Raw genomic sequence first — 23,001 nt, forward strand, 5'->3', positions numbered from 1 at the left:
GGGTTATTCCTCGGCCGCACGGCCACGTTGTGGAAATAGTCCACGCGGGCGTTTTTGAATAAATAGGATAATGAATACCAGTACTAAGATCTTAGCCAGTACCGCACCAGCCCAAGGTTCTAATAATTTGTTGAATAAACCTAGGCTTAAACCAGCAACCAAGGTACCCCACAGGTTACCTACCCCACCAAATACCACGACCATAAACGAATCAATAATGTAACTCTGGCCCATATTCGGTCCAACATTGGTTAATTGCGACAAGGCCACACCAGCAATACCTGCCACACCAGAACCTAAGCCGAAGGTCATGGCATCAACCCATTCCGAACGCACGCCCATCGCTCGCGCCATCGAACGATTTTGCGATACCGCACGCACCTGTAAACCCAATGGCGTTTTCTTTAATACAAAAATAAGTGTACAGAACACTAATAAGCAGAAAATAATGATGTATAAACGGTTATAAGTCAGCGCCAACATTGGATTAAACTCCAACATACCACTCATCCAATCCGGGGTAACCACAGAGCGATTCAGTGGCGAGAATACACTGCGTACTGCTTGCTGCAGAATAAGGCTGATACCAAAGGTTGCCAGCAATGTTTCCAATGGGCGACCATAAAGAAAACGTATCACTCCACGCTCAATGGCGATGCCGACTAAACCGGAAACAATAAACGCCGCAGGGATAGAAAATACTAACGACAGTCCAATATTGTCCGGCATTAATTGCTGCATAACATAAGTGGTATAAGCACCGAGCATAATGAGCTCACCGTGCGCCATATTGATCACGCCCATCACCCCGAAGGTTATAGCAAGACCAAGTCCCGCTAACGCTAATACAGAACCAAGACTCAGCCCAAAATACAAGGTTTCTACTACAGAATATATCTTCTGACTTTGTGCATAATGATCTAATCCACGTTGCGCAGCCTGGCGTAACACAACATCAGAAGTACTATTAACAATTTGATCAAGGGCAGTAAATGCAGTAGGTTCTATCGAATCAGCTAATAAATTAACAGCGGCCAACAATGCCGTTTTATCTTCAGATGTAGCTGTCGTGCCGATAGCTAAGGCTAACGTTAACAAAGTTTTGTTTTCCTCAACATCTTCAACGGCTAGACGTTGACGTAATAAGGTTTGGATCGCGGGATCAACATCACCCAATAAATGGTGGATTGCTTGGCCACGTAACACTGTATCTCTGGACATTAAGTCTAATGTAGCGATACCTAAGCGAATGCTTTTTCGTAATTTATTGTTAAGCGACACTTTCTTAAAATTACGTTTTTTGGCGATCAGCACAGATTCTGGCGTACCAGAAACAAGGGTAGCATCGGCATCTAAGAAGAATGTCGACGTTAACTTAATTGCCGATTGGCCAGTGGCATAATCAGCAATTAGAAATAAGGACTGTTGTTTTTTATGATAGAAAACGCGACCTGCAAGTAAATCATTGAATAACAGCTTCGCTTGAGATGGGTTTGGATATACCTTTTGACTTAACCAATTAACCGCCGCGATTTTATTATCAAAGTTGCGCTGAGAAAGCTGTTTCTCGACGTCTGAAAATGAATTTATCGTCACTGCAGCCCAACTCTTATTAATACTGCCCATTGATAGTAGCAATATCAATGCAGTGAATAATAAGGTCGACGATGGCGATATTATGCCGGCATATTTATTCATAACTTTCCCTGTTAAAAAGAATAACTGAGCAGCAGGGTAGCCAATGACCATCATCAGCCCCCTGAGTTTAACGACTAATCAGTGATTACTTTGACGAACCTGTACATTTGCCAGTCGTCACGTTAAAGCTACCGCAAGATAATGGCGCTAACCAACTTGAATACAGTGGTTTAGAACTTGGTAGATAATCAGACCAAGCATCACCTGCAACAACGCCTGTGGTTTCCCACACGGTTTCAAACTGACCATCAGCTTGAATTTCACCGAGTAATACCGGCTTGGTAATGTGGTGATTTGGCATCATCGTCGCGTAACCACCTGTTAAATTAGGCACAGTTACGCCAATAATGGCATCCTGAACAGCACTCGCATCTGTGGTACCGGCTTTTTCAACCGCTTTCGCCCACATCTGAAAGCCGATATAGCTGGCTTCCATTGGGTCATTGGTTACTCGATTTTCATCCTTGGTAAATTTCTGCCATTTCTCAATAAACTCATCATTGGCTTGAGTTTCAACACTCATGAAATAATTCCATGCCGCTAAGTGACCCACCAACGCCGAGGTATCCATCCCCGATAACTCTTCTTCCCCCACAGAGAAGGCCACCACCGGAATATCTTCAGCAGACACACCTTGCGAGCCTAACTCTTTATAGAAGGGAACATTAGCATCACCATTAATGGTCGAAACAACCGCAGTTTTCTTGCCTTTTGAGCCGAATTTTTTAATATCAGCAACAATAGACTGCCAATCAGAATGACCAAATGGGGTGTAGTTCACCATTATGTCGCTATCAGCTACGCCTTTAGACTTAAGGTATGCCGCTAAGATCTTATTCGTCGTGCGTGGATAAACATAATCCGTACCAGCTAAGACCCAACGTTTTACATCCATATCATTCATCAGGTAATCAACAGCCGGGATCGCTTGTTGGTTCGGCGCTGCACCAGTGTAAAATACGTTTTTCGATGACTCTTCACCTTCATACTGCACAGGGTAAAATAACAAACCATCGAGTTCTTCAAACACAGGTAACATCGATTTACGTGATACTGATGTCCAACCACCAAATACCACGTCTACTTTTTCCTTCTCAATCAGTTCTCGGGCTTTTTCAGCAAACAGTGGCCAGTTTGACGCAGGATCAACCACCACGGCTTCTAGTTTTTTACCTAAAATTCCGCCTTGTTTATTTTGCTCTTCAATCATCATTAAAATGGTGTCTTTTAATGTGGTTTCACTGATCGCCATGGTGCCGGAAAGTGAATGTAATACACCGACTTTAATACTGTCTTCTGCTGCAACCACATTAAATGAAGCAGCACTCAGTGATAACGCGATCGTAACTGCAAGATGAGTAAATTTAGCTTTGTTAACTGTAACCATGATTTAACTTCCTTATTATGAACCTAACTCTAAATAGGCAAATGCTATGCCAAATAATATTCAGATAGCTATGAAAAAAGGAAATAAAGTTTTAAAACATAGACTTAAAATTGACTTTGAAGTTATAAAATAAAATCACTATCAAGAGTATGTTTATTGTTGGTGCAACAAACAATCCAGCTGCACTACTTAAGGGATAATTAAATATCGGCTAATCGCAATATTGCGACTAGCACTTTAGAACAAATAAAAATACAATAGGCGCTCACTCATCGGGGTGCTACCAGGCTTTTTATTACAGAGTCACAGTGGCTGAGATAACACCCGTAATTACTTGAACCAGATAATGCTGGCATAGGAATGAGATTCGACAGACTGGTTCATATCAGCGTTAAGAATTAATACGCAGATAAGTACGCATTACCGAGTCATAAGTTCTATGCTTCACATTCTAGGAGAACACGTGAAGCACACGATCAAAAAACTAGCACTTTGCACAACCCTACTATTACCTTCGCTATCAGTAGCTAACGCTGCCGAAAAACCAGTATTGAATGTCTATACCTACGATTCATTTGCATCTGATTGGGGCCCTGGTCCAAAAGTCAAAACCGCATTTGAAGCGGATTGTAATTGCACCCTGAACTTAGTCGCTTTAGAAGATGGCGTGAGCATTCTTAATCGTGTGAAACTTGAAGGTAAATACACTAAGGCTGACGTACTATTAGGCCTAGACAACAACTTGATGGCTGAAGCGGTAAAAACCAACCTGCTAGCACCACACCAACAAGATACCAGCAAATTATCTCTGCCAAACGCTTGGACTAACGAATACTTCATTCCATTTGATTACGGTCATTTTGCCTTTATCTACGACAGTGAAAAACTCGCTAATCCACCAAAGAGTTTAGCGGAACTGATCGAACGTAAAGATCTGAGCATCATCTATCAAGATCCACGCACCAGCACACCTGGCCTAGGCTTCATGCTATGGGTTAAAGCAGTTTATGGCGATCAAGCACCACAAGCATGGCAACAGATAGCAGACAAAACCGTGACTATTACTAAAGGCTGGAGCCAAGCTTACGGTATGTTCTTAAAAGGCGAATCAGATATGGTATTAAGCTATACCACATCACCGGCTTACCACATGATTGCAGAAAGCGAATTTAAATATAAAGCGGTTGAATTCACTGAAGGCCATTATCAACAAACCGAAGTTGTGGCGCGTTTGAAAGATGCGGCAAACCCTGAATTAGCCGATCAATTCATGGCATTTGTGCTTAGCCCAGCGTTCCAAGACGTGATCGCAACAGGTAACTGGATGCTACCAGCAAAACAAGCATCTGCACTGCCAAGCGAATTCGAACAACTGATTAGCCCAGCTAAAACTATCGAATTCACGCCTGAAGAAGTAGCACAATCACGTAAATCTTGGGTGAAGGAATGGCGTAACGCTGTTACTCAGTAATTAGTCCATTATGAGTAAATAATTAATCAAAATTATGATCGCGAATTCGCATAAATACTGGTGGTGTAGCGCTTTGCTCGCCATCAGCATCATTTTACTTCTGGTAGGCGGTAGTTTTACTGCCCTGCTTAATTTTTCACAAGCCGAGTTAGACTTTAGCAGTGTGCTTGCTGACTCCTACACCCAACATGTCATTACCTTTAGTTTTTACCAAGCAGCCTTATCTACGGGCTTAAGTATTGGTTTGGCGATCCCACTGGCACGGGCTTTTTCACGCCGAGAATTTGTTGGTAAGCAATTAATCATCAAACTATTTAACTTATCGTTAGTACTGCCCATCATCATTGCCATCTTTGGTATTGTCGCCGTGCACGGTAAAAATGGCTGGGTGAACCAAATTTTAGCTTTATTTCATATCGAAACAGGTCATTATATTTATGGCTTAACTGGTATTCTACTGGCGCATTTATTTTTCAATGTGCCGTTAGCTACGCGTATTTTACTACAAACCCTCGACTCTATTCCCAGTGAATCGTGGCGCTTGGCTAGTCAGCTAAACATGCAATCTCGACACATTTTCATCACCTTAGAATGGCCGAAGATAAAGCAGCAATTACCCTCGTTAATCAGCCTTATTTTCATGCTGTGCTTTACCAGTTTCGCGATTGTCATGTCGCTCGGTGGTGGGCCTGATTACGCCACCCTTGAAGTGGCTATCTATCAAGCTCTCAAGTTTGAATTTGATATTGAGCAAGCAGTGGCGTTAGCGATTATCCAAGTGGCGATCACCGTGGCCTTAATGTTGTTTAGCGCGATATTTCTAAAGTCACAACCTATGTCAGCGCCATCAGGCAATTACTTCCGTCGCCCTGACTGTCATAGCCTCAGCAGTAAGCTCAGCGATGGACTTAGCTTTATTGTGGCCAGTTGTTTGTTAGCGCCGCCAATGCTGGCAATTTTAAGCAGTGGTATCAATAGCAATACCCTCAGCGTGCTTAGCCAGCCAATGTTATGGCAAGCAACGGGCATATCATTACAAATAGCCCTGAGCTCGGGTTTATTAAGTTTATTGCTCGCCTGCGCTATCTTGTTCTCGACCCGTATATTGAAAGTACGCTTTAAATTAATGACGTTAGCCTATGGTATCGAAAATATTGGCGCGATTATTTTAGTGGTTCCCGCGCTGGTTCTGGGCACTGGTTTATTCTTATTATTACGTCCCTATGTCGATGTCTTTAGTATCGCTGCTTGGTTAGTTATTCTGGTCAATGCGTTAATGGCATTACCTTACTTACTGCGCGTATTGAACCAACCGATCCAAGATAGTTTCGCCTCATACGACAAACTCGCCATCAGCTTAGGTTTATCACGTCTGCAACGCCTGCGGATTATCGAATGGCCATTATTACGTAAACCGATTGCGATGGGATTAGGGCTAGCGTGTGTGTTATCTCTGGGAGATTTAAGTGTCATTGCGTTATTTGGTAGCCAAGATATGCAAACCTTACCCTTGGTGCTCTATCGTCAGCTCGGCAGCTATCAACTTGATGCAGCTGCGGTAACGGCAATCTTCTTATTAACGCTTTGCGGTGTTATTTTCTATTTGTTCGAACGAATTATTGGAGGCAAAAATGCCTAATGCCACCAGCTTAAAAAGTGCGATTCCTCTAAGCGATGCCAACACGAGTCCGAGCAGTAATGTCAGCGCATTATTACCGGTAGATAGTGTTTTATTGCAAGTAGACAATGTAACCTTCGCTTATGAACAAATGCAGATGCAGTTTACTCTCGAGGTTAATCGTGGTGAAACCTTAGCTATTCTCGGCGCCAGTGGTTCGGGTAAATCGACCTTGCTAAACTTGATTGCTGGTTTTAATCAACCACTGTCTGGTGATATTCGTTTTCAAACCGACTCGATCATCAGACAAGCACCCGCGCAGCGCCCAATCACCACGCTATTTCAAGAGCATAACCTGTTTAATCATTTAACGGTGAAGCAGAATATTGCCATTGGTTTAGCACCGAGTATGAAACTTGATACAAACCAACAAGCTGCACTTGAGAAAGCGGCGCAACAAGTCGATATCACCGAATTACTCAACCGCCTTCCCGGTGACTTGAGTGGTGGCCAGCGTCAACGCGTTGGCATTGCCCGCTGTCTCGCTCGTAAACAACCTTTGTTATTACTCGATGAACCGTTTAGCGCCCTCGACCCAGCCTTACGTCAAGAGATGTTACGTTTGATCGCCAAGCTAAATAAAGAACATGGCATTACGGTGTTAATGGTCACTCATAATCCCGATGATGCCTTACAGATAGCCGATAATATTGCCTTTGTAGAGGATGGTAAAATTGCACTACATGCACCTACCGCTATTTTGACGGATAATAATGCACCAGACATGTTGAAACGTTACTTAGGCAAGTAACCATAGTTGGCTATCGGTAATATTACCTAGCTAACAGTTAGGCATTAAAGTAAAAATTAAGAACTAAGGGGAGAGCTATAGTAGGCTTATAGAGACGTGAAATAAAGGGAAGTAAAACGAGATGATACGAGCCTATATACACTATATAGACTCGCCGCATGTGAGCTTTTAATTACGATTATTACTTATGCTTTTTCTTCGGTTGTTGACTAAAGAAATAGGCAACATCAATCATGTCTTGCCCAGATAAATACGCTACTTCGCCTTCCATAAACGGGCTCTTACGTAAATCCAATTTGAAATTATTTAATTGGCGAACGATGTATTTGTATTTTTGCCCTTCCAGATACGGAAAGTAATTAAATTCTTCTAATCGGCTTTCATTATGGCAAGCTAAACAACGCTCAGAAAGCTGCTTACCATTAGCAAAATTAGGTTTAACAACATCTGTATCAGTTGCGATTACCGTGGCAGAAGCAAACATTAAGGCAGTAGCGAATACTATTTTTTTTATCATGTTAGAAATACTCACTCTATTTTGCCTCAGGCGGCATATCGTCAACCGCTAACGGTAGCCGTCTAAATGTGGTTAAGTCGATTTTTTGCTGGTTATAATTCGTCGACAAATAATCTAGAACAGGTTCCCAAGTATCACTCAGATCCCACAAACCTTGGCTATCGACCATCCACTCCAGTGTCTCACGCCAGTCATCTTTATTGCCGCGGTTTTGAGGAATAATTAAACTAGTGTGGCAAGCGTTACATTGCTTATTAACCAGTTCCCAGCCTGGCGCCATGATCAAACCCGATTTTTTATCGACTAAATAACTTTCAACCTTTGCAGTAGCTGTGGTGCTGATACCAAGCAAAAGTACCAATATTAAATAGCGGAGTTTATTCATTTTTGCACCCGCACCGCAATACGATGACAACCATTAAACATGTAACCCTTTGGATTCCACTGCGGTTGCACAACAGGTTGTGACGTACCTTCACTGTCTGTCGCTTTTGACCATATTTCGTAATAACCATGTTGCGGTAAATTAAGCTCGATAGACCAATCTTGCCATGCCATTTGGTTCGGCTGCTTTTTCAAATTAGCTAGGTGCCAAGTCGCGCCATAGTCATAGCTGACTTCCATCTTTACCACTTCCAGCGGGCCAGCCCACGCATGTCCACGTACTTCTGTTTTTTCGCCTAGCTTCAATTCACTGCCAGTTTGCGGATGCGTAATCAATGATTTAACAATCATATGCTCAATGATATCGAAATCATCGAGTGCTACTTTCTCGCCCGGCGCAACTGGATATTTAGGTACACGGTAAGCTGGTGAGCCCATTTTAGTACCGTCATGCTCAACATTACGGATACTGATACCCGTTGCTGCTTTTGATGATACAGATGCAGGACGACCACCAAATACGATACGCAATGGGTAACCATGTAAGTACGGGATCTCTTCGCCATTCATTGACCATGCGATCAAGGCGTTATCTTCCAATGCGTATTTAATCGGTACACCACGAGAGACAGCATCACCTTTACCACTTAGATGGCGATCAACACTATGATGTCCTGTATAAACAGCGTCATCTTTAACGCCACAATCTTTTAATACGTCACTTACTAATACACCAGTCCATTCAGAACAATAAACAGCAGCATCACTCCACTGGTTACCTTTGGTTGACGGGTAGAAATTCTTACGACTATTACCACCACACTCTAACGTCAACGCGTAGGTATGCTGTTTAAATTTACTTTTTAGATCTGCAATCGTGTATGTTTTTGGCGTTTCGCATGACTCACCATCGACAGTGAATTCCCAAATTTTAGGATCCATCGCTTTAAAGTCTGGCAGTAAACCATTCCAACGAACAAAGGGAACATTAGCAGGTGTAACCGTCGGATCTAACATATGATCTGCAACATAAGCATTTAGCGGTGTACTGTTGAGTACCTTGTAATAATCAGGTAAATCAGTCACCGAAGTCCATTTTATCGACTCAACTTCTAATGGCGAAAGACCTTTCGGTAAGTTGCCTGCAAATACCCAATTAATCGGTAGCATAGCCGTTGCGCCAACAGCAAATGTTCCTTTAATAAAATCTCTACGTTTCATGCTTAATTAAACCTTACTGTTCGCTGAAGTATTTGGTGAGTTTGATAATGTCATCATCAGAAAGTAGCTGTACAACCTTGCCCATGGTGATGTCTTGGCGTTCACCACTTTTAAAAGCTGCCATCTGGTTTCTGAGATAGATTAAACTCTGGCCTTGCAGATCTGGAATGGATTGATAAGGATTAACACCGTTATCACCATGGCATGCCATGCACATGTTTTTTAGTTTGTTGTAATCTGCTGAGACTGCCGAAAATGACATAATAGACAGATATAACCCAGTTAAAACATATCGAGAAATTTGCTTATTAATCATTTTAGCCATTATTAGATTTCAAAAAAATGAGTCTAACAAGCACCATTTTCAGCTGCAATATAGGGTCGAACCGGAAAACCAATGATCAATGTAAGGGTTTGAAATATGGACAGTAGTTTTTATTTACTTAATTAATTTTTATTAACTTAATTGGTATAAATTAACCAACCATAATTTTAGGGGAAATGCGGAGGTCGCTATAAATCAAGTAAAGGGGGAATAGTGGCTAAAATTTCAATCATAAATAAAAATGATAGCCATACATACTGTAGATAATATAACTACGCAAAACCACGGGCTTTAAGCAAAGCCGTTTTAAAATCATCTTCGTGATCTTTGGCTAAACCAGGGATCATTTCGTCTTTCGCACTGTTACGCATTTTTAAGTGATAAATAAGCGCATCATCACTCAGTTCGGCTAACTCGCCTTCAAATTTCATCTCATCAGCCAAAGTGCTAAGTAACTGCAGCAAATTAGTATCAGGTTCTTTCTGCCATTCTGGCTGTAATAATTCGATGATTTCATTTAAGCGGTGATATTTCATATTATTATATTTCCTCATTTAAGCTATGGACATTATACCTACTACTAGGCACAAGTTAAACAGAATATCCGAAATGCACACAGACTCAGAGCAAAAAATCCTCATGTCTTCTTACTAAAATAGTAATAATGACATAGGACTTTTATTTATAATACCGCCGAATGCTTTACGCATTAAACCACTTGTTAAAGCGCTAACTGCCAGCGTTGTAATGGCTTATCAGCTTCAATTCCACGACCCCAGCGATCGATACTATCAATGGTTAAAATACGTGCCGGGTTTGGTACTAATGCTTTAAGCTGTTTACTGGCTCTTTTCGAGGTCAAGATCCATAAACTATCGTCTTCAGTTAATAGCTCAACCAATTCCAGTTTATCTTCTGCCGTCCATTCTAGTTCAGGTTTAGTTAAACGCTCAACCACAAACAACTGATTACCCGAGGCAAAGTCTTCTAGCTCTGTTGATAACAACACCACAGAGTCAATTTCATTGTCTAACAACATAGCTTGCTGCTGGTTAATCAAATGACGCACCGACATCATCAAAGCTTGTTGATTACTGGCAATTACAGCCGCTTGCTGTGGCCATACTTGTTGCAAATCTTGACTCACAATCGCGGTCATACGGGTCAAGTTAGTCGGATTAAGCCAAGTGTAGGGAGAGATACTGCCATCGTCTAAACGCAGCGCTGCAACCCCTTGTGCACGTGGTGAAATAGCTTGTGACGCATCCACTTCGATCATCCGAATGTTACCTTTACGGGCATGCACAAATAATGGGTCTAGTGGCCACACAGCACCTAAGGTAATTGCTACTTGCGCATCAATTGCCACTTTTTCTGTTAACGCCGCACCTTTCGAACTAAACCAGTTCGGCAAACGCAATATGCCGTAACGCTTTGGCGGTAAGTACTGGGTGGTAATATCCGTGCCTTTGGTTAACTCAGTCGCTAACATATAAGTCACAGGCGTCGCGGTAAGAATGTCTGCCGCGCTCACCTTTTGGCTAAAGCCCAATGTTGATGTCAGCAATAATACTGCCGCGCTAACGCTTAATAATGAAGAAGTCATAATCAATTATCCTTTACGCACAATGCGGTAGCAGGTTGCCGTTAAGAAGAAGCTCGTCGATACAATAATGATCGCCGCGCCAGAAGGGATTGGTAGTTTTAATTCCATTGGTAAAATAGTACCAATCAAACAACTTATCGTCGCTAATAATGCCGACATCAGTACAAAGCTGCCCATATTTTTGGTTAACAAACGTGCTGTTGCACCCGGGATCAATAACAAGGCGCCCACTAACACCGCACCGACAATCTTCACCGATGCAATCGTCACCAACGTGATCATCATGACAAATAAGTAGTCATAAAAGTTCGTCGCGTAACCACGTACTTTGGCAATGTCAGGGCTAATGCAAGTTAACAAAATACGGTTAAAGGTCGGTATCAATACCAGTAAAATAACCCCACAGGTCACAGCCAAGATCAACAGGTCATAATCAGTGATCGTTAAGATCGAACCAAACAATACATTCTCTAACATGTGAATGTTAATCTTACGCGCCACATACATGAGTAACGCCGCACCGACCGCCAATGCAAAGGCAAGGAAAACGCCCACCAAAGTATCGTAAGGTACATTGGTACGGTTACGTACAAAATGCAGTAGCAATGCGAAGATCATGCAGAAACTGAATAAACCAATAATCGGGTTTTCTGCAGGTTCACCCAGTAATACACCTAAGGCAATACCCGTTAATGCCGCGTGGCCAACCGCTTCAGAAAAGAACGCTAAACGCTTGGCGATCACCAAAGTACCAAGGCCACCTAATAGCGGACCAAGCAAGATGGCAGCAACAACCGCATTCACCATAAACGAATAAGAGAAACTCTCACTCAACCAACCAGCATCCACACCCAGTTGTGCCCAATGACGGATAGTATCCATTATTTAACTCCTTGTGCAGGGTTAACGCTTGATGCACTAACAGATACATTACCACCAGTATAATGATTGAATAAACGCTCGATCTTGTCTGCGCGTAATACCTCAGATACGGGTCCTGAATCAACTAACTGACGATTAACCACATGCACTTGACCATCTAAACGGCGCACTGCACTGACGTCATGATGCACAGCTAATATGGTCTTATTTTCACGCACTAATTCATGAATTAACGACTCAAGGTAACGTACGCCTTGTTCATCCATCCCCGTTGTTGGTTCATCAAGAACTAATAGATCGGGGTTATCCAATAATGACTGCGCGAATAACACCCTTTGTTGTTCACCACCTGATAACTGTCCCATACGGCGATCAGTACGGTTCGCCATGCCAACGCGATCTAATTGCGCTAACGCATGATCTTGTTCTTTTTTACGCTTGCGCCAAAACAGCGGATTACGACTCTGATTTAACAGAATAAAATCCATCACCGTAAACGGTAAGCTCGACTCAAACGTCGCCTTTTGCGGCACATAACCGATATTGCCTTTATGTTCAGGCCATTGAATATCAATATTACCCGTGAAAGGTGTTAAGCCTAAAATAGAACGTAATAACGATGTTTTACCACCACCATTGGGTCCCATGATCACATGGCATTGGCCTGCTTCTAAATAATGTGAAATGTCTTCTAAAATGACATTATCACCGTATTGCAAACCAACATTTTGTAAACGAATTGCAGGACCCACGATTAACTTCCTTGCTTGATATTGGTAACTGTATTAATAGCGGTATTAGTCGTTGCAGCTGCATCTGCCGATGAACGTTTCGCTGCAAACTTCATTGCTTCAACTAAGGTATCAAGGTTACTTTTCATTTCAACAGCCACTTTACTTTCTTCATACGCGCCATGAGTCATGTGTGAGAAACGGTAAAGTTCTACACCTGTCGCCGCTTCAATCGTTTCAACATAACGGCTGGGCATGTTTAACTCGTAAAACAACACATCAATCTTCGACGCGCGGATCTTCTCGATAGTTTCTTGTAACTGACTTGCGCTTGGCTCAACACCGTGAGCAGGTTCAATGACCGCCGCAACATCGACGCCAAACTCTTGCAGAATATAACCGTACGCATTATGCGTTGTGGCCACCAGCATGCCCGAGGTATCTAGGTCACCTAAAGTCAGCATCGCTTGGCGTTTCATTTTGCGGAATTCAGTCGCATATTTACGCGCATTGTTACGGTAAGTACGGGCGTTATCAGGATCAATCTTGGATAGTTCAGTAGCGATGGTGTAGACCTTTTGAATAGTCGTTGATAGACCCACAAACGTATGTGGGTTTACTGCGCCTTCACCAACAGATTGACCTATCGCTGGTAATAACGGCACATCTTTATTGGCTTGGATCACCACAAGATCATCACGGTTTGCCGCTTTAATCACTTTCAAGGCAAAGTCATCATGACCAATACCGTTCACCACGATCACATCCATCTGTTTAAGGCGACGTAAATCATTTGGTTGTGGTTGGTAGTTGTGCGGGTTAAAACCTTCATCGACCAGTGGCAGTACATTCGCTTTATCACCCACGACCGCTTTCACATAGCTGTAATAAGGTTGTAGGGTTATACCGATAGTGAGTTTTTCTGCAGCTTGAGCAGCGACGCTCATTAGCAGCACAGCACTTGTAGTAACAGCGACGATTAAATTTTTCATTGTTTTATTTTTCATTCTTGTAATTGGCATTCTTGTAATTAACATAGCTACGTTCCATTATTAACTGGCGTTACGCGTTAGTGACTGTCTGTATCTGTATGCTCTACATTAGCCTGCTCTACACCAGAAATAGCATCACCCGTAAATACAACTTGCTTCCAACCTGCACTGATAAGCTCGGCAGTATTAAGCGTGCTGCCCATCATTGGCGCAGGCTTCTGCATATCTAATGCTAACCACACATCAGGTCTTGCAGCTTGGCTATTCAATATCACCGCAACGCTACCCGTTGTTAGCGCTGGAATGCCTTGATATAGCGCCGGAGCAACTTTACGCCACGCATGCTTACCCTTACGTTCCCAGCTTTTATCTATGATAAATGGCGCTAACCACAACTCATCTAATTCAGTCATATCTGGCCAAGCATCCGCACTTTCTAAGTCGGGATTTGTAAACTCAATACTTTCTAATTCGACATGTTCAAACTCAATACGGTCTTGATGGATGTTACGGATCTCTTCATGCGCTAAGCGTAATTCGCCGATCATCGCCAGTTCTACAGTGGGTAGGTCTTTAATCGATATTTGATGACTCGCGAGCTGTTTTTCGCTCGATGCAGTTTGGTGATAAGGTAACAGCAGTGCTGCTGTTGCAAGAATGGCAATGATGATTAATGCCACCCATTTACCTTCACGCCCGCCATCATCTGGATGAACTGATTGACTGATCATTTTTCGCTAATCTCAACAACGTCAACTTCAACTGGATTTTCATGACCGGCATCGAATACTAAATAGAAATCAGTGTCTGGCTTGCTAAACTCAGCAATTGAACGCTTATCAGTCACGCCTTTGGCAATTAAGTTATCATCGTAGTCATACATATTTACAGCGTAATCTACTGCGGTGCTGGCATCACTATAGCCTGCTTCGCAAACCACTTTTTCAGACTCGAACCAGCAACTCATTAGTGGAAAATGGGCACTTGCCGCACCAGAAAATAAACCCGTCATTAATGAAAGTGCTAAAACCGTTGGCTTGATTGGCATTTTTGTCATGGAAACCTCAATTAACAATTCGAAATTAACAATTCCCTATTAATAATTTTCTATTAATAACTCATGGCTAATCGATAAATAAGTAAGTAATGAAAAGCAAAAGCCTGTAATCAGATCGTATCGATTACAGGCTATAAACTGACTAACTGGCAATAACGTGAAAGATTATTGTAGTAACGCTTCAAACGTAAAGTGCACGTTCACATTTGCTTTGTCAGCCATAGGATCATTTTTCAATTCACCTTTATAGTTAGCTTTCATCAAGTAACGACCTGCAACATTCGGCGTAAATGTTACTTTACCGTTCTTGTCACTCTCTACGTTAATTTGCTCTTGATGGTTGCGGTATAGCGTACCTTCACGGGTAATATCAGCAATAACGCCCGCTTGCGGTTCACCGTTAAAGAAGAACTGGAAGCTAACCTCTTCGCCTTCAACAATATCTGATGGGTGAGTCAGTGGACGCATTTCAAGGTATTGACCTTCGATTTCTAATGCTTTTTCTGTTGGCATACCAACCGTCACATAACTTTCTGCGCGGGTGTAGCTTAATTGTGTGCTGACATCGCGCACTTTCTCTGGCAGTAGCTTTGCACGTTCAGCTTTGTTAGCTTTTACATATTTAACGGTATCGCGACGACCCGCTTTATAAGCCGTGTAGTAAGACGGTACATTGTTAATAGCAACCTTGTGCGTGCCTTCTTCTTCAAAGTAGAAGTCAAAGATAGAACGACGTTTACCGCGGATCACAAAGTTAGGGCGTTCTTTACGACCATCCGGCATGATCACTTGGGCAAATTCACTGCCTGCAGGTTTATCAAACACGAAGGTACCGTGTGATGCCGTTACATCAAACGTTAACCAATCTCCGCCTTCCTTCGATACAGTAAAGTGCGATGGCAATACCCAACGTGGATGGGCGTTAGCCGTTGTTGTAGCAGCTAGTCCTGCGATAACGGTGCAGGCTAAACCTAATACTTTTAACTTTTTTATTTTAGACATTATCTTTACTCGCTATATTATTTAATGAGGTAGTTGATGCGGATATCGCCCGTTTCTTCAGTCGGCGCAATACTGTGACTAAATGGCTTGTCAGCTAACGTCATTTTTTGGCGGATGAAATTACGACCGCCGTGTTCACGTACCACTTCAACATAAAATGTATAATTACCCGCTTCAACGCTATTACCATCATTATCTAAACCATCCCAGGTGAAACGGTAATCACCGGCTGGACGTGTTGCAGATGTAACGCCGTCAACCAATGCACGATCATAACGACCGACTTTGCGCCACCAGCTACGTAAATCCTTTAGCCATTCATCTTTACCAACCCATAGCTCTACTGTACGCACTGATTTACGTTTCGAATTTTCGATCCATACCGCCACATAAGGACGTGCATACATAGATGAATCAATCTTAGGTAAGCTAAATTCAACCGCGAGTTCAGCAGTCGCAGGGATTGGCGCAGCACTTGCCGAAAAAGTCGGAATGAACAGGCAGCTTAATAATGCAAGGCATAGTGCAATACACTGACCAAGACGTTTAAATAACAAAGTCATACAAGATCCTTAAGGAACGGCCACGACAAAAATAGCCAAAGTAACGAGCGAACCAAACAAGGTCCATTTTAATGAGGTTGCGAAGGTTTTCTTTTTTGGTACTAATAAGCACACGCCAGTTAATACAAAGAACACCATCAACAGCGCGGTAATATCGATAAACAATTTCCATACATCCCCGCTATTACGCCCTTTATGTAGATCGTTTAATACCGCGATAACACCGTAATGGGTCTTTTCAATAACCGCTTCAGTGGTCGTCATGTCAATAAATACAGCGACGTTATAACCAGGGCCTTTGTAATCCATAGCGATCTCACCTTCGATTAGCTCACCATCTTCAATTTCAGTAAAAACATCTAAGGCAGAAGGTTGGCCAGAAAGGTTAGCGTGCTCGGTCAGGTAAGTAACGATACCGGGTTTATTGACAGCAACGGCGCCATTGGCATCGCTGAATAAGGCTTGAGGTAAGCTAAGAATGGTTTCTTCAACATCAGCCTGACTGCTAACAAACAGGCTAGGACGGTTTAAGGTAATACCGGTAATCGAAAAAAATAATACCACCAGCAATAACGCCATCGAAATATAGATATGCAGACGACGCGCCCATACTTGCACTTGTTTATTCTTTAGAAAGGTTTTGTTTTTTGCCGCCTCAGTTTGGTATTTCGATCTTGCCTGTTTCTGATTGGGTGCCTGATCAAGAGTCTGGTGAAGTTGTTGACTGATAGAAGACATGATCGTAATAACACTGCTGCTTATGGGATTAAAGTACAGCCAATGTAATTGATAATCGTTTTCATTGGCATTTAATTTACATTATTTACGTTAACGAAGCCAATACGGTTATATCGCTATTCAAGTCATGTTATTGACATTTTTATATTCTGAATATTGTTATCAAAGTTGCCTATATTTCATCGTGTTGCCTATGCTTAATTGCGTCGACTCTCGAGATTAAGCAACCAAGGATGATAACAATGAAGAAAAATAAACTCAGTTACCTCATTGCATTAACACTTTCATGCTCATCGTACTTCGCGATAGCAGCAGGCGGTGGTGGTGTCTTATCTGATGCCGGAGCTAAAGACGGAAAACATTTCGATGAAAAAGGTAAATACCCATCTGAATTTACCAAAGCGATATGGGTTAAAAACCAAAAGACCTTACCTTTTACTGATAAACAAGATTTTGAAGAAGCCAAAAGAGGCTTTATTGCTGCGCCTAAATATAAACAAATTATGGCGGAAGCTGGGCATGTAGCGTGGGATATGGGCAGTTATGAATGGCTACTTGAAGAGGGTAAAGACTTCGACAGTATTCATCCTTCGCTACAACGCCAAGCTATTTTAAATATGGCTTATGGTCTCTATGAAGTACTCCCAGATAAGATATATCAAGTACGTGGCTTTGACCTTGCCAATATCACTTTTATTAAAGGTGATACTGGTTGGATTGTCTTTGATCCCCTCACCGCCAAAGAGACTGCGCAAGCCGCGTTAGAATTTGTTAATGAGCAACTCGGTGAGCGCCCAGTGGTTGCCGTGGTTTACTCTCACTCTCATGCCGATCACTATGGTGGCGTTCGCGGTGTCGTCGATGAAGCCGATGTTAAATCAGGTAAAGTAAAAGTCATTGCCCCCGAAGGCTTCATGGAACACGCTGTTTCAGAAAATGTCTATGCGGGTAACGCGATGAACCGCCGTATGTTTTTCCAATATGGGGTATTATTGCCTCGCAGTCCATTTGGTCACGTTGATCAATCTATTGGTAAGAATACCGCTGCAGGTAATCTGGGTTTAATCGCCCCCAATACCACCATTACCGGTGACTTCACAGAGATGACCATCGACGGTATAAAGATGGAATTCCAAAATACCCCAGGCACAGAAGCACCATCAGAAATGAATACCTATTTCCCCGAACTAAAAGCATTCTGGGCGGCGGAAAACATCACCGGGACAGTACACAATATTTATACCTTACGGGGCGCGCTAGTACGTGATGCACTGGAATGGTCAAAACAAATTAATAACGCATTGTATCGCTATGGCCAAGAAGCCGATGTGATGTTTGCTTCGCACAGTTGGCCGCGTTGGAACAATGACAGAGTACAAGAAATCATGCGCACCCAACGTGATATATACGCCAACTTAAACAACGAAGTACTGCACCTTGCTAACCAAGGCGTGACGGTTAACGAAGTCCATAATCAATACAAACCACCGAAGAGCTTGCAACAAAAATGGGCTGCACACAGTTATCACGGTTCAGAGCAACACAATAGCCGCGCCGTTATCAATCGTTATTTGGGTTATTGGGATGGTAACCCCGCGACATTGATCCCTTTATCACCACGAGATTCGGGACCACTTTATGTTGAAATGATGGGCGGCGCAGAAAAGATCATCGCCAAAGGCCAGTCGCTATACGACCAAGGTAAATATCGAATGGCACAAGAGATCCTCAACAAGTTAGTCTACGGTGAGCCGGATAATCAACAGGGCAAAGATTTACTCGCAGACACATTCGAACAAATCGGTTATCAACAAGAAAGCCCGAGTGTACGGAACAGCTTCCTTGCCGCCGCCTACGAACTGCGTAATAACATCCCGCAAGGTTCGATACCGAAAACAGCTGGACCAGATACCACCAAAGCAATGGCGACAGAACTTTGGTTAGACTTCTTAGGCATACGTTTAGATAGCGAAAAAGCCGATGGCAAGTCCTTCACCATAAACTTGAGACTACCGGATATTAAGGAAGAGTTTATTGTCGAACTAAGTAACTCGACACTGACTAATATCAAAGGGATACAAGCTAAAGAAGCCAATTTAACCCTGACATTAAATCGTAGCGACCTTGAGCCTATTATGATGGGTGTAAAAACCTTTGATGAACAAATAGCAGCGGGAAAAGTGCAGCATCAAGGTGATATCAAGCTACTCAATCAACTTAAAGCAATGCTAATCAACTTCACCCCGACTTTCGAGATGATGCCAGGAACAGCTGCGCCGACGCCAGCAGCAACCAAGGTAACTTTCGCACAACCTGAAATGGGGCGCACGGACGGTATCTAATGCTTTAAAGTGAATGCAACGCTTTAACAAACTTTAACTGATAATACTTAACTAAAAATGGAGAACACTATGTTCTCCATTCTTTATTCTTTATTCTTATTTCGTTAAAATGATTCACAACATACGTTATAACCAGCGGCTTACCATTCTTCTTCATTATGAATCAAATCACTATCAATGATCTCGCAGTAGGCCTCAACTTCAGCTTCACTATGTTCAATCTTGGCGGCATCAGCAAGCTCCCATGATCGTTCACAGGTTTGCGTGCGTTCACACCACAAGTACCCAGCAGCAGGCAAGCAACCATGAGCATCACGATCGCCACCTATTACTTCAGGTTGTGTGGCACTGCATGCTGTTATACCTAGACATAGTAAAGGGGTTAGTAGTTTCATTCGCATAATCGGATCCATTAGTCATGCCATTAGTCATGCCATTAGTGAGACGTATTAATACCATCATAGTATAAATAATAAAAAAACAGATAATCAATTTGTTAGACAAAAAAGCACAGCTAATTTAGACATCGGCTGTGCTTAGTACTATTGACGATTTATGGATAAATGTATGACATCGTCTTTTATATAATGAACTACATATTATGTTCAGCGAAGGATGCCAGACGGCTACGTTGCACACCTTTTAAGAACACATTAGCGCTACCATCAAAGTTTTTAAAACGCTCCACCACATAGGTAAGACCCGAGGTGACCGCGGTTAAATAACTGCTATCAATTTGCGATAGATTACCCGAGCAGACAATCTTGGTGCCTTCACCACAACGAGTAATAATGGTTTTCAGTTGCGCAGCAGTGAGATTCTGACACTCATCCAATAATACAAAGGCATTTTGAATTGAACGTCCACGCATAAAGTTAACCGATTTAAACTGTAAATTGGCTTTTTCTTTAATATATTCCACCGAGCCATCTTTGCACTCATCGTGTTTATGTAATACCTCTAAGGTATCGGTGATCGCCGCTAACCAAGGCAACATTTTCTCTTCCTCGGTACCGGGTAAAAAACCAATACTTTCGGCTATTTCTGGGGTGTTACGAGTGACAATAATCTTATCAAACATCTTCCGTTCAATCACTTGTTCCAGCGCCGCTGCCATCGCTAAGATCGTTTTACCACTGCCCGCAGGTCCAGTTAAGATCACCAAATCGATGTGCGGATTAAGTAACGCTTCCATCGCCATGCCTTGGTAAATATTCTTTGGGTGGATCCCCCAGGCTTTTTGCGACATCAGACGTTCACGGCCTAAATCAACAAAGCTGATCTCGCCCTTATCTTTACCAACGACACGGGCCGCAAAGTGATCGGTTTCATCAATCAAATATTGGTTAATAAAACTGTCTTTTAACTGTTCTGTTTCGACGGTGTGGATGGTCTTAGAACCCATGGTTTCACTTTTCATGCTTTCACTGTGGCATTCGCTAATCTCTTGCCAGAAATCACCACTGAATTTATGAAATCCAGTGGCCAAAAATTTAATATCATCAATCAATTGATCAGAGCGATAATCTTCAACGTACCTAAGTCCTGCGCCTTTGGCTTTTAAGCGCATGTTGATGTCTTTGGTCACTAATACAATTTCGCGTTCTGACTGGCCTTGTAAAAACAACGCCGCGTTGATAATGCGATTATCAGGTTCGTTATCAGTAAAAAAAGCATCTTGCTTCATGACACTATGATCGGCAAAAATAGAGATCTTACCCAACTTATTTTTACTTTCGACTTTTTGTAGTGGCACACCTTGGCTTATTTCTTCGGGGGTCGCATTTGAAAAAATATCTTCTAGCGCACGAATAGCCACACGCGCATCACGACTGACGTCTCTTCCTCGATCTTTAATATTATCCAGCTCTTCTAAAACAGTCATGGGGATCATGACATCATGTTCTTGAAAGGTGAAGATAGACAAGGGGGCGTGCAACAACACATTGGTATCGAGAATGAAAACTTTACTGTTGGTACTTTCCATAGAAACACCTCATTAAGTTCGACTAACTCTTCAAGTTTAGTCGTTGAGCTCGTTGATTTCATTTTTAGCCATTTTTTTACAATTTATGTGCTGCAATACGATATACTTACAAAATACATATCTCTGATGACCCTATCAGGCTTTTATTACGGAAATAAGATGACAGCAACCAAGACAGCACTTGACCCTACGCTATTTAAAAAAATTGAAATCATTTGTGAGAAAGGTGAAGGGCAACTCGAAGCTGAACAATACGAAACGGCAATCGAGACCTTTATGCAAGCTTATGATCTTGTTCCTGAACCTAAGATCCATTGGAACGTTTCAACCTGGATCCTAACGGCGTTAGGTGATGCTCACTTTATGCTAGGCGACTGGGCTTCATTAGAAGAAGCGACTGGTTTTGCTATGTTATGCCCTGAAGGTGCAGTAAACCCTTATTTACACCTGCGTTTAGGTCAAGCACACTTTGAACTAGGCAATATGGAACCTGCTAAAGAACAATTAGCAAAAGCATTCGAAGCAGAAGGTGCAGAGATCTTCGGTGACGACGATGCTAAATACTTAGCATTCGCACAAATTGCGTAGTCAACTATTCATAAATTGATGCATAAATTGATTAATAGCTAACGAATACCACCCACATCAATACGCGTGCGGGTGGTCATTATCGACTTAATACAATAAGCACGACCTATCTGATCAATCTAATCTAATCTAAAATCAGCGTTAACCCCAATAACACCGGCGTTGCGACTGTCGCAATTAAGTTTGAACGTAAAAACTTAGGTTGCTGCGCAATATTCTGACCAAATTTAATGCCACCATAAAGTGCATAAAATGCTAACGGCATTGGTATTAATGAAATCAAACTCAATACAGGTAAATAGCCAATGACTACATAGCTAATAATCAATACTGTCGCTAACGTGGCAAATACAGCATAGACATAATTACTGATCTTAATGCCATACGCCATTGGAAAATCTTCCGCGTTCTGCTCAATTGCCGCTTTATTCATCTCACCATAATTGTTCAACAGCCATAAGTTATTCACCAAGAAGAACGGGATCAAGGCAATCACCCAAACCAGCTGGGTATATTGGCCGACCAACACAAACTCAGTCGCTAAAGCGATTAATAATGCAAAACCAAAACCTGGTGCAAGTAATGAGTAAATCGGGTGTTTCTTGATAATACTGCTATAGCTGAGCAATACCATGAGCCCGACAATGCCCACAGGCAAGATGCCTAAGCCAAATTGCATTACCAAAAATAAACCACACAACAAGCTCGCGACCAAAGCAATAACACCAGCCAAGAATGCAGAGTTCACTTGATCACGTGCACGCGGATGGCCATGATGCTTTTTACTGTTGGCTTTAAATGCCCAAGTATTTTTTAAATCTGAATACTCATGGAATGTACAAATACTCACATGACCAATAAAAGCCGCAATACACGCCGCAATTAATACATAGCCGTTCACATCACCATGATTTGCTATTACCGCGCTAAAGCCTAAAAACACACACGCCAAGGTTAATAATAAATACGATACGTTTATCGATCGCAACACAGTTTTAAATCTAAACGCTAACATAGCGATTCCGCCTCAAGAGATACCCATTTGGAGCTATATTAGCGTAATTCTAAAATCTAAATTTGA

General features: G+C 42.2%; 24 protein-coding genes and 1 riboswitch. Of the genes, 5 read left to right on the forward strand and 19 right to left on the reverse strand.

Going from position 1 to position 23,001, the window contains the following annotated elements:
- Positions 1–3: 3 nt before the first annotated feature.
- Positions 4–1,698 carry an urea ABC transporter permease subunit UrtB gene (gene urtB, locus CXF93_RS07860; RefSeq protein WP_101061919.1) on the reverse strand — a complete coding sequence of 565 codons (1,695 nt, stop codon included), beginning with the start codon at positions 1,696–1,698 and terminating at the stop codon, positions 4–6.
- 85 nt (positions 1,699–1,783) lie between these two features.
- Positions 1,784–3,085 carry an urea ABC transporter substrate-binding protein gene (urtA, locus tag CXF93_RS07865; protein ID WP_101061875.1) on the reverse strand — a complete coding sequence of 434 codons (1,302 nt, stop codon included), beginning with the start codon at positions 3,083–3,085 and terminating at the stop codon, positions 1,784–1,786.
- A 263-nt stretch (positions 3,086–3,348) separates the two neighbouring features.
- Positions 3,349–3,462: riboswitch (TPP riboswitch) on the forward strand.
- Between the two features lie 86 nt (positions 3,463–3,548).
- Here urtA and thiB point away from each other — a divergent pair.
- From thiB to thiQ, 3 genes are read left to right on the forward strand one after another with little or no spacing between them, the layout of a single operon-like run.
- Complete coding sequence (thiB, locus tag CXF93_RS07870) at positions 3,549–4,556, forward strand: thiamine ABC transporter substrate binding subunit (RefSeq protein WP_101061876.1); 1,008 nt, start codon at positions 3,549–3,551, stop codon at positions 4,554–4,556.
- Positions 4,557–4,590: 34 nt separating this feature from the next.
- Entirely contained in the window at positions 4,591–6,195 is a 1,605-nt protein-coding gene (thiP, locus tag CXF93_RS07875; protein WP_101061877.1) for a thiamine/thiamine pyrophosphate ABC transporter permease, read from the forward strand.
- On the forward strand, positions 6,188–6,985 hold the full coding sequence (gene thiQ, locus CXF93_RS07880; protein ID WP_101061878.1) for a thiamine ABC transporter ATP-binding protein ThiQ: 798 nt from the start codon (positions 6,188–6,190) through the stop codon (positions 6,983–6,985). Before thiP ends, thiQ begins: the two co-directional genes overlap by 8 nt.
- A gap of 181 nt (positions 6,986–7,166) precedes the next feature.
- On the opposite strand, the gene CXF93_RS07885 is transcribed toward thiQ, so the two are convergent.
- The 14 genes from CXF93_RS07885 to CXF93_RS07950 form a co-directional block, all read right to left on the reverse strand.
- The gene (locus CXF93_RS07885; RefSeq protein WP_101061920.1) at positions 7,167–7,502 is read right to left on the reverse strand and encodes a hypothetical protein; all 336 of its coding nucleotides are present in this window, start codon (positions 7,500–7,502) and stop codon (positions 7,167–7,169) included.
- Between the two features lie 16 nt (positions 7,503–7,518).
- Entirely contained in the window at positions 7,519–7,887 is a 369-nt protein-coding gene (locus tag CXF93_RS07890; protein WP_101061879.1) for a cytochrome C, read from the reverse strand.
- Entirely contained in the window at positions 7,884–9,107 is a 1,224-nt protein-coding gene (locus CXF93_RS07895; protein ID WP_101061880.1) for a molybdopterin-dependent oxidoreductase, read from the reverse strand. The genes CXF93_RS07890 and CXF93_RS07895 overlap by 4 nt, the downstream gene beginning before the upstream one ends.
- Before the next feature lie 13 nt (positions 9,108–9,120).
- Positions 9,121–9,423, reverse strand: a complete 303-nt coding sequence (locus tag CXF93_RS07900; RefSeq protein ID WP_232784144.1) for a c-type cytochrome — start codon at positions 9,421–9,423, stop codon at positions 9,121–9,123.
- 281 nt (positions 9,424–9,704) lie between these two features.
- A complete protein-coding gene (locus tag CXF93_RS07905; RefSeq protein WP_101061882.1) occupies positions 9,705–9,968 on the reverse strand; it encodes a YihD family protein in 264 nt (87 codons plus the stop codon).
- Positions 9,969–10,153: 185 nt separating this feature from the next.
- Positions 10,154–11,038: an ABC transporter substrate-binding protein gene (locus CXF93_RS07910; protein ID WP_101061883.1), complete on the reverse strand. Its 885-nt coding sequence runs from the start codon at positions 11,036–11,038 to the stop codon at positions 10,154–10,156.
- A 6-nt stretch (positions 11,039–11,044) separates the two neighbouring features.
- Positions 11,045–11,920 carry a metal ABC transporter permease gene (locus tag CXF93_RS07915; protein ID WP_017223454.1) on the reverse strand — a complete coding sequence of 292 codons (876 nt, stop codon included), beginning with the start codon at positions 11,918–11,920 and terminating at the stop codon, positions 11,045–11,047.
- Positions 11,920–12,672 carry a metal ABC transporter ATP-binding protein gene (locus CXF93_RS07920; protein WP_101061884.1) on the reverse strand — a complete coding sequence of 251 codons (753 nt, stop codon included), beginning with the start codon at positions 12,670–12,672 and terminating at the stop codon, positions 11,920–11,922. Before CXF93_RS07920 ends, CXF93_RS07915 begins: the two co-directional genes overlap by 1 nt.
- A 2-nt stretch (positions 12,673–12,674) precedes the next feature.
- Positions 12,675–13,688, reverse strand: a complete 1,014-nt coding sequence (locus CXF93_RS07925; protein ID WP_101061885.1) for a metal ABC transporter solute-binding protein, Zn/Mn family — start codon at positions 13,686–13,688, stop codon at positions 12,675–12,677.
- 32 nt (positions 13,689–13,720) lie between these two features.
- Positions 13,721–14,374, reverse strand: coding sequence for a hypothetical protein (locus CXF93_RS07930; RefSeq protein WP_101061886.1), 654 nt, complete (start codon positions 14,372–14,374; stop codon positions 13,721–13,723).
- Entirely contained in the window at positions 14,371–14,700 is a 330-nt protein-coding gene (locus CXF93_RS07935; RefSeq protein WP_101061887.1) for a hypothetical protein, read from the reverse strand. The genes CXF93_RS07930 and CXF93_RS07935 overlap by 4 nt, the downstream gene beginning before the upstream one ends.
- 165 nt (positions 14,701–14,865) lie before the next feature.
- Complete coding sequence (locus tag CXF93_RS07940; RefSeq protein WP_101061888.1) at positions 14,866–15,702, reverse strand: DUF4198 domain-containing protein; 837 nt, start codon at positions 15,700–15,702, stop codon at positions 14,866–14,868.
- 17 nt (positions 15,703–15,719) lie between these two features.
- Positions 15,720–16,265, reverse strand: coding sequence for a DUF2271 domain-containing protein (locus CXF93_RS07945; RefSeq protein WP_101061889.1), 546 nt, complete (start codon positions 16,263–16,265; stop codon positions 15,720–15,722).
- 9 nt (positions 16,266–16,274) lie between these two features.
- Positions 16,275–17,003 (reverse strand): PepSY-associated TM helix domain-containing protein, encoded by a 729-nt coding sequence (locus tag CXF93_RS07950; RefSeq protein WP_232784145.1) that lies wholly within the window; start codon positions 17,001–17,003, stop codon positions 16,275–16,277.
- 242 nt (positions 17,004–17,245) lie between these two features.
- Between CXF93_RS07950 and CXF93_RS07955 the strand changes: the two genes are divergently transcribed.
- Positions 17,246–19,345 carry an alkyl/aryl-sulfatase gene (locus tag CXF93_RS07955; RefSeq protein ID WP_101061890.1) on the forward strand — a complete coding sequence of 700 codons (2,100 nt, stop codon included), beginning with the start codon at positions 17,246–17,248 and terminating at the stop codon, positions 19,343–19,345.
- Positions 19,346–19,485: 140 nt separating this feature from the next.
- On the opposite strand, the gene CXF93_RS07960 is transcribed toward CXF93_RS07955, so the two are convergent.
- Together CXF93_RS07960 and CXF93_RS07965 are read right to left on the reverse strand one after the other, a co-directional pair.
- A complete protein-coding gene (locus CXF93_RS07960) occupies positions 19,486–19,746 on the reverse strand; it encodes a hypothetical protein (RefSeq protein WP_101061922.1) in 261 nt (86 codons plus the stop codon).
- 191 nt (positions 19,747–19,937) lie between these two features.
- On the reverse strand, positions 19,938–21,332 hold the full coding sequence (locus CXF93_RS07965) for a PhoH family protein (protein WP_101061891.1): 1,395 nt from the start codon (positions 21,330–21,332) through the stop codon (positions 19,938–19,940).
- 159 nt (positions 21,333–21,491) lie between these two features.
- On the opposite strand from CXF93_RS07965, the gene CXF93_RS07970 reads away from it, so the two are divergent.
- Complete coding sequence (locus CXF93_RS07970; protein ID WP_101061892.1) at positions 21,492–21,920, forward strand: tol-pal system YbgF family protein; 429 nt, start codon at positions 21,492–21,494, stop codon at positions 21,918–21,920.
- Between the two features lie 124 nt (positions 21,921–22,044).
- On the opposite strand, the gene CXF93_RS07975 is transcribed toward CXF93_RS07970, so the two are convergent.
- Complete coding sequence (locus CXF93_RS07975) at positions 22,045–22,935, reverse strand: prenyltransferase (RefSeq protein ID WP_101061893.1); 891 nt, start codon at positions 22,933–22,935, stop codon at positions 22,045–22,047.
- Positions 22,936–23,001: the final 66 nt, after the last annotated feature.

The sequence above is a fragment of the Moritella sp. Urea-trap-13 genome (genome assembly GCF_002836355.1).
Classification (GTDB): domain Bacteria; phylum Pseudomonadota; class Gammaproteobacteria; order Enterobacterales; family Moritellaceae; genus Moritella.